This window comes from Streptomyces sp. NPDC050743 (assembly GCF_044456925.1).
Classification (GTDB): domain Bacteria; phylum Actinomycetota; class Actinomycetes; order Streptomycetales; family Streptomycetaceae; genus Streptomyces.
Map to the genome: position 1 here is coordinate 1 of NZ_JBITGJ010000224.1, position 5,928 is coordinate 5,928.

The following is a 5,928-nucleotide window of genomic DNA, read 5'->3' on the forward strand; positions in this document are numbered from 1 at the left end:
CCGACGACCGACTCTTCGGACAAGTCACTTCCCGGACCCGCCGAACCCGAGCCTACGCCGACACCCCAACCAGCTTGACAAACACAGAGGCACCCAAGGGCACGGACCTGTCGCGATGGGATGCCGATGAGTTCGATGCCGTTGCTCACGCCCTCAACAACAGGCCGCGGAAAACCCTCGATTGGAAGACACCCGCCGAAGCCCTGAACGAGTACCTACTATTGGTCCAAGAAGCCAATGTTGCGACGACCGGTTGAGTCCGGGCAATACGTGTCCATTCGCTACACAGAGCGATTGGCTGAGGTCGGGCCTCCGCGTCGGTCGGCTCCGTCGCGGACAGCTATGACAACGCAATGGCCGAGGCCCTGAACGGCACGTTCAAGGCCGAACTGATTGAGCATCAGGGTCCATGGCGTGACTTCGACGAGGTCGAGCGGGCCGTGTTCCAGTGGGTCGCGTGGTACAACGGTGAACGGCTCCACTCCGCCCTCGGCTATGTGCCGCCCGACGAGTACGAACAGGCGTACTGGGCGCAACTGGAGGAAGCCCCGCAGACCGCTTGATCACACGATCGCGGACTCCACGAAATCCGGGGCAGCTCACTTGAGCGCGGACGGCAGGCCGTAGGCAGGCACTTGCGGGTGATCACCACAGAGCGGCGGGGCGCGGCGTAGAGACGCTCTGAGACACCCCCGTAGGCCGTACCCGTACCTCTCATTCCGTCTCACGCACCTACAGACCACCACCCGGCACCGGTCCACCCGGGCGCGCCACCCTGCCCGGCACACCCCCGGCACTGGTGCCGGACACGGGCGCAAGATCACTGGGGTCGCCACTCGCAGCACAGAGCACCACTGATCACGCCACCCCCCCACACCCCAAAACCATCGTGCGCACACCCCTTTGACCTGCACTGATGTGCCCGCACACCCCCGTGCACACACCCCCGGCGCACCACTGCCCGCACACGTTCTGAGCTGCGGAGATAGCGCGTCATTGCAGGTCAAGCGCACGTACCCTGGACAGGGGAGAGTGCAGCGCATATCTAGCGGTGCAAAGCCGGACATAACGGATTTCGATTATGGGTCCCATCCGAGCCGGCTGCGCGCCTGCCACCGTGAGAATTTCCGGCCCCCCATCCCTGATCCCCCTAAAATTTCGCGCGGTCACGCTCCGCCACAGGGGGTTCACCTCGGGATCCCTTGATCCATCTCTCCCGATCCCACAGGCCGGTATGCCGACCTGACGCGTAGTCGGCCCGGCTTCGTCACGCTGCGTCGGGGTCCGACGGGGGCCGGACGTCCACGACGAAGTCCGGGTCCTCCGTGCCGCGCTCCTGGCCCAGCCACAGGACGACCCGTACGTGCCTCGCCCGGGGAAGGTCGCGCACCTCCCACTCGGTCATCAGGTCGGCGATGACGAGGGCGGCGGCGTACTGGGGGCCCTCGGTCGAATCGTCGGCCGTGATCGAGCCATGCCACCGTTCGGGGTCGTCGTAGGGGCGCCAGCCCTCGGAGCCGTGCGGCTCGAACACCCGGTACACCCAGTCCGTACTGGTGTCCATAACACCGATCGTGTCACCGCAAGGAGCCTCATGCGCCGCATCGGATCGACGCCCGCCCAGCGCGGGTGCGGAGCGAACAACAGCTGCCCCGACGTCCTGGAGCTGGACACCGGCGACTTCCTCGTCATCGGCTCGCTCGTCGGGCGCGGGGTGCACCTCACCGCCGAGGGGGAGGCCCGCATGCGGGAGCTGGGCGCGTCGGCCGGCGTGAACGAGGTCATCGTCAAGGTGCCGCGCGACTGCATCCTGGCGGCGGCGAAGCAACTGGCAGCCGAGGGGCTCATCGCGTGAGATATTGGCTCTGAACGCACAGGAGCCTCGTCCTCCCGCCGGTCGCACCCGGCGGACTGCGAGGACGAGCCCCTGGCGGTGGTGGTGAGCCCTGGCTGATTGCTCAGCTGGGGCTCCCGCTTATCAGGCCCACGGCCGGTGTCCGTAGAACAACGCGCCCACGATGATCACATCGCAGGTCGCGCACACACGCTCCGCAGAGATGTGCTGCCGGACGAGAGCCCACCACCGATCTTTCCACCATCGAAACGGCTTCATGATCGGCCCTGCCCTTCCTGGCCCGAAGGCCGCTAAAGCGGGGGTCGCCCCGCGTCGCTGGGGCCCAGTCCGCGCCCCAGCTGGATGGTGTGACCCTGTGAGAGCAGTTAAACGCCAGTGGTGACCCGCTGTCAGTGCGTCTTTCACGAAACGGAAAATGCCTGGTAGAAGAGGGGTTCATCGGCTGGGCGTCCCCATGCAGGTGTGCTCGAAGCAGCTCTCCAGCACGCTGCCCATGTTGCTCACGAGCGACGGGTCGGTGGCGCCGAGGAGGGGCAGGGACGCTGAGGATGCCGAATACGGCCCGCCCCGCGGACTCCGCGCTGTCTGAGCCTGCACATCGAGCCCCGCTGCCCTATCTCGGCGGGGCTCGACGCCCGGCTCTACAAACATCATGTACGGAAACTGAGGTGGAGCCGGCCCGCGGAGCTCAGGCTTCCGCGGCGTCGGGCTTGATCACGGTTCGCTTGCAAGCGGAACACTCGGGGTAGACGGTTGCCTCGCCCTCCATGCGGACTCCGCAGATGCCGCCGCACGTTGTGCAGAGGAGATCCTCCGACTCCTCACCGATGAAGGGCACCAGATGAGGCGGTGACTTGACGGAGGCCGACGTGTAGGTTGTCGTCTCTTTCGGCAGAGCGGGTGCGGAAGCCCGGCCAGCAAGTAGGGCGGGCAGAGTCTTGGCCGTGGCCTTGTCGTGAATCTTGAGCATCATCAGACCCAGGTCCGGCCCTAGGCCAGCAGGGTCGAAATGCAGCACAGTGCCGCCAAGCAGCTTCCGGTGCACCTCCAGGACTTCGATGTCCCGCAACAGGTGCGAGCTTGCTTGCCCGGAGGCCTCCCCAACGGTGATGAACCGAGACTGCGTCACAGCTACCCAGGAGTTCGGGCTGCTGTCGACGAACGTCACAACTGGCGTGACCACGTCCGTTGCGGCACTGAACGCGAGAACGGTCTCGCCCTCATAAAGGGTGCGATCTATGATCTCGCGGGCCTCCGAAGCGTTCATGGGACCCCTCGGACGTGACGGTCTTGAGCGGAGGCTGTGAATGCTATCCACCTGCGATCCGTTGACAAGCCGTTCTGTCGAACCTCGATCACCGGCTGCGTAGGTCCAGGGGGAAGGCAACCCGGGACACTGGCGGGCCGTTGCGCTCAGCGGGAGCTGAGCGCTCTCGACGCCGCGTTGATCACGTTTTGAGCGTCGGCTCCGTACACCGCGGACTCCTGCAAGGTCTTCCAGGCCTTGAGGTAGGTCGCCACGGTGGCCTCGTCGTCCATCCACAGCTCAGCGTGCCAGGTTTCGGTTACCACCTGGCGGTCGTCGTAGACCCAGAAGCCTGCGCCGGGCGGTAGCTTCAGGGAGGCGCCGAACGGGACGATGCCCAGCTCGACGGTCTTCAGGCCGATGACGCCGGACAGGTAGGAGAGCTGGGCAGCCAGGTCGGCCGGCGGGCAGACCAGGTGCCGCAGAACCGACTCGGACAGGATGATGTGGTACTTGCGCCCCGGCTCGTACAAGAGCCGCTGTCGCTCCACGCGGGCGGCGACCGCGTCTTCGAGGTCGTCGAGGCGCGAGCCGTGAAGCTGTGCGAAGTGCCGCAGGATGGCGCGGGCGTAGCCAGGGGTCTGGAGGATGCCGACGACCCAGGAAGACTCCCATGCACGCAGCACCTTGGCCTTGGCCTGAGCGTGGTTGTGGACCGCCTGTACCGGGCGGTGCCCTGCGGCCAGCTGACGCCGCCAGGAGCGTATCTGGGACTCGAACCCACGCAGTCTGGAAAGAAGTTCCTTGTACGCCTCAGGCTGGCCGACTGCGGCTGTGAACTGACGCAGATCCTCAGGAGTGGCCGTCTGCTTGCCCAGCTCCAGCTTGGAGACCTTGGAAGCGGGCCAGCCCAGGCGTTCGGCGAGCTGTGCTCCGGTGAGCCGGCCGTCAGGCGTGGTGAGCCGTAGTTCGCGCAGTCGCAGTCCCAGGCTCTCTCGCGCCTGCTGATAGTCGGTGCTCAATGGTTGTGCCTGCCTAGTCCTCTGTCGCCACCAGGGCCGCGAACTGCTCATACGGGACCGCATAGTGCCATGTGGCGTCCCAGGCCTGGAGGTAGCGGTTGACGGCCGCGGGCTCGGCGATCAGTTCGGCGCCGGTCAGATCGTCGTTCTCGTCAAAGAGGAGCCGGGCCACCAGCCGCGAGTCGAAGACCCAGAAGTCCTCCTGAGGCAGGTGGAGGCGCTCAGCCTCCTCGCGCCACAGGTTGTGGATCTTTTCGCCGAGCGCGGCGTTCTTTTCCGCGTAGGCAAGCAGGTAGCGCTGCCCCTTGGTTGCCGGGCGATCGACGATGCGAACGCGCTCGACGCGTGCGCCTTGGGCCACCTGGCGGCGAATCGTGTGGCACCAGGGAGTGTCCATGTCCCAAGCCGGAGCCTCGCCGCGGGTGAACTGGGCGTAGGTCTCGGTGCTCTCGTCCGAGGCGTACCGGCGTCGCATCTCGATCCGGCGCGCGGTGTGCTTGAAGTTCTCGAACAGCTTGCCGAAGTCGGTCGGATCGATGGTCCTCGGTGTCTCGTCGCGCGGGCCGAAGTCGACCAGCGTGTTGCGCGGCACGACCACGGCCACCTCTCGCTCGGTATCGAAGTGCTGAAGCTGCCTCAGGTCGTCCGGGTCGGTAATGGGGCGGCCTTGCACGATGACTTCACCGCTGTCGAGATCCTCGTGCACTGCGGGGCAGCCTCCCTCGCCGCTGCCGGTCCCGTTGAAGCGTAGCTGTCGGGCCATGGTGCTTCCCTTCATTGGGGATCGATCCACTCAGCATCGCTAGGCGCGACCGCCCAGGACTACACCGCATTGCCAGCCTCGCGAGAAATTTCTAGGCAGGCAAGGGTGGTTGCGAGAAAGAACGAGAAATCTGTCTCGCGTCAGGTAAGTCCCCCTTCCTACCGTCTCGTTCATGGCCACGAAGAAGAAGTTGGACGTCGACCCGTATGTGGCAGTGGAGGCGCTCCGGACAGCCCTGACTGAAGTTGGGATCGTCTTCCCTTCCCTCAGTGTCGAACTCGCGTCACCGGACTTGAGGCTCGTCGAGCTGGGCCGGGTCCGCGCCGACGTGGCCGCGCAGCTGGCGGAGGCACTTCGGCGAGGGGGCCGTGAGTGATGGCAGAAGAACCAGAGGAGCACCCGGACGGGGCCCTGGTCGTCGACACGAAGAGCAACAAGCTCGGGTACGTCATGGGCCACGTGGGCCCGGCCGTTCAGCTGCGGCCGGTGGCCGGCGGACGCGAGTGGGATGCCGACCCTGCTCGCGTCCGCCCCGCCACGGACGCGGAGCGACTGGAGGCGATGCGTGAGCGAACCCGTGTGATGAACTCGGTGAGCAGCGGGGGAATCTTCCCGTGAGCGAGACCGCCATCGACACCTCGGGCATGTCTGCCGAGTGCGCGCTGGCGCAACGGCCTGGCTACAAGGACCTGCACCGCTCCTGCCGCCAGACCGAGGACGTTCCGCTGCCTCACGGTGGCGGGATCCTGCTCATGAGCAAGTGCACCTGCGCCCACCACCCCTACAACCAACCCAAGAACGTCCCCTCCGGTCAGCAGCCCCAAGCCGTCTGACCGAGCGAGTCCACTCGGCCCCGCTCGTCCGCCTCCCCCACCAGCGGACGAGCGGGCCTTCTTCGTCGTACTGTGGCGCTTGTGACTGATGCTCAAGTAGCACTTACCGCGGCCCGATGAGCTTGCACTCGATGGACGCCGTCCCGAGGATGCCTGCGGCCAGCTCGGCGGGCATCGCCGGAGGAGTGGGCAGCGCCGCGGCAGAACCC

8 protein-coding genes and 2 pseudogenes are annotated in these 5,928 nt (G+C 66.2%); 6 read left to right on the forward strand and 4 right to left on the reverse strand.

The annotated features are described in order from the left end of the window. Positions 1-257 (forward strand): annotated as a pseudogene (locus ACIBJF_RS51610) (hypothetical protein); the annotation flags it as partial. Positions 258-264: 7 nt separating this feature from the next. Next, positions 265-563: pseudogene (locus tag ACIBJF_RS51615) on the forward strand (integrase core domain-containing protein); the annotation flags it as partial. A 704-nt stretch (positions 564-1,267) separates the two neighbouring features. Here the strand turns inward: ACIBJF_RS51615 and ACIBJF_RS51620 are convergent. Then, entirely contained in the window at positions 1,268-1,564 is a 297-nt protein-coding gene (locus ACIBJF_RS51620) for a hypothetical protein (protein ID WP_399184832.1), read from the reverse strand. 30 nt (positions 1,565-1,594) lie between these two features. Between ACIBJF_RS51620 and ACIBJF_RS51625 the strand changes: the two genes are divergently transcribed. Then, positions 1,595-1,855: a hypothetical protein gene (locus ACIBJF_RS51625; protein ID WP_399184833.1), complete on the forward strand. Its 261-nt coding sequence runs from the start codon at positions 1,595-1,597 to the stop codon at positions 1,853-1,855. A gap of 688 nt (positions 1,856-2,543) precedes the next feature. Here the strand turns inward: ACIBJF_RS51625 and ACIBJF_RS51630 are convergent. The 3 genes from ACIBJF_RS51630 to ACIBJF_RS51640 form a co-directional block, all read right to left on the reverse strand. Beyond that, on the reverse strand, positions 2,544-3,122 hold the full coding sequence (locus tag ACIBJF_RS51630) for a hypothetical protein (protein ID WP_399184834.1): 579 nt from the start codon (positions 3,120-3,122) through the stop codon (positions 2,544-2,546). A gap of 146 nt (positions 3,123-3,268) precedes the next feature. Next, a complete protein-coding gene (locus ACIBJF_RS51635; RefSeq protein WP_399184835.1) occupies positions 3,269-4,123 on the reverse strand; it encodes a helix-turn-helix domain-containing protein in 855 nt (284 codons plus the stop codon). A gap of 13 nt (positions 4,124-4,136) precedes the next feature. Beyond that, positions 4,137-4,886, reverse strand: coding sequence for a DUF6879 family protein (locus ACIBJF_RS51640; protein ID WP_399184836.1), 750 nt, complete (start codon positions 4,884-4,886; stop codon positions 4,137-4,139). A gap of 172 nt (positions 4,887-5,058) precedes the next feature. On the opposite strand from ACIBJF_RS51640, the gene ACIBJF_RS51645 reads away from it, so the two are divergent. The 3 genes from ACIBJF_RS51645 to ACIBJF_RS51655 are packed head-to-tail and all read left to right on the forward strand — an operon-like array spanning position 5,059 to position 5,719. Continuing rightward, the gene (locus tag ACIBJF_RS51645) at positions 5,059-5,262 is read left to right on the forward strand and encodes a hypothetical protein (RefSeq protein WP_399184837.1); all 204 of its coding nucleotides are present in this window, start codon (positions 5,059-5,061) and stop codon (positions 5,260-5,262) included. Then, positions 5,262-5,504 (forward strand): hypothetical protein, encoded by a 243-nt coding sequence (locus tag ACIBJF_RS51650; RefSeq protein ID WP_390683779.1) that lies wholly within the window; start codon positions 5,262-5,264, stop codon positions 5,502-5,504. Before ACIBJF_RS51645 ends, ACIBJF_RS51650 begins: the two co-directional genes overlap by 1 nt. Beyond that, complete coding sequence (locus ACIBJF_RS51655) at positions 5,501-5,719, forward strand: hypothetical protein (protein WP_399184838.1); 219 nt, start codon at positions 5,501-5,503, stop codon at positions 5,717-5,719. Before ACIBJF_RS51650 ends, ACIBJF_RS51655 begins: the two co-directional genes overlap by 4 nt. Positions 5,720-5,928: the final 209 nt, after the last annotated feature.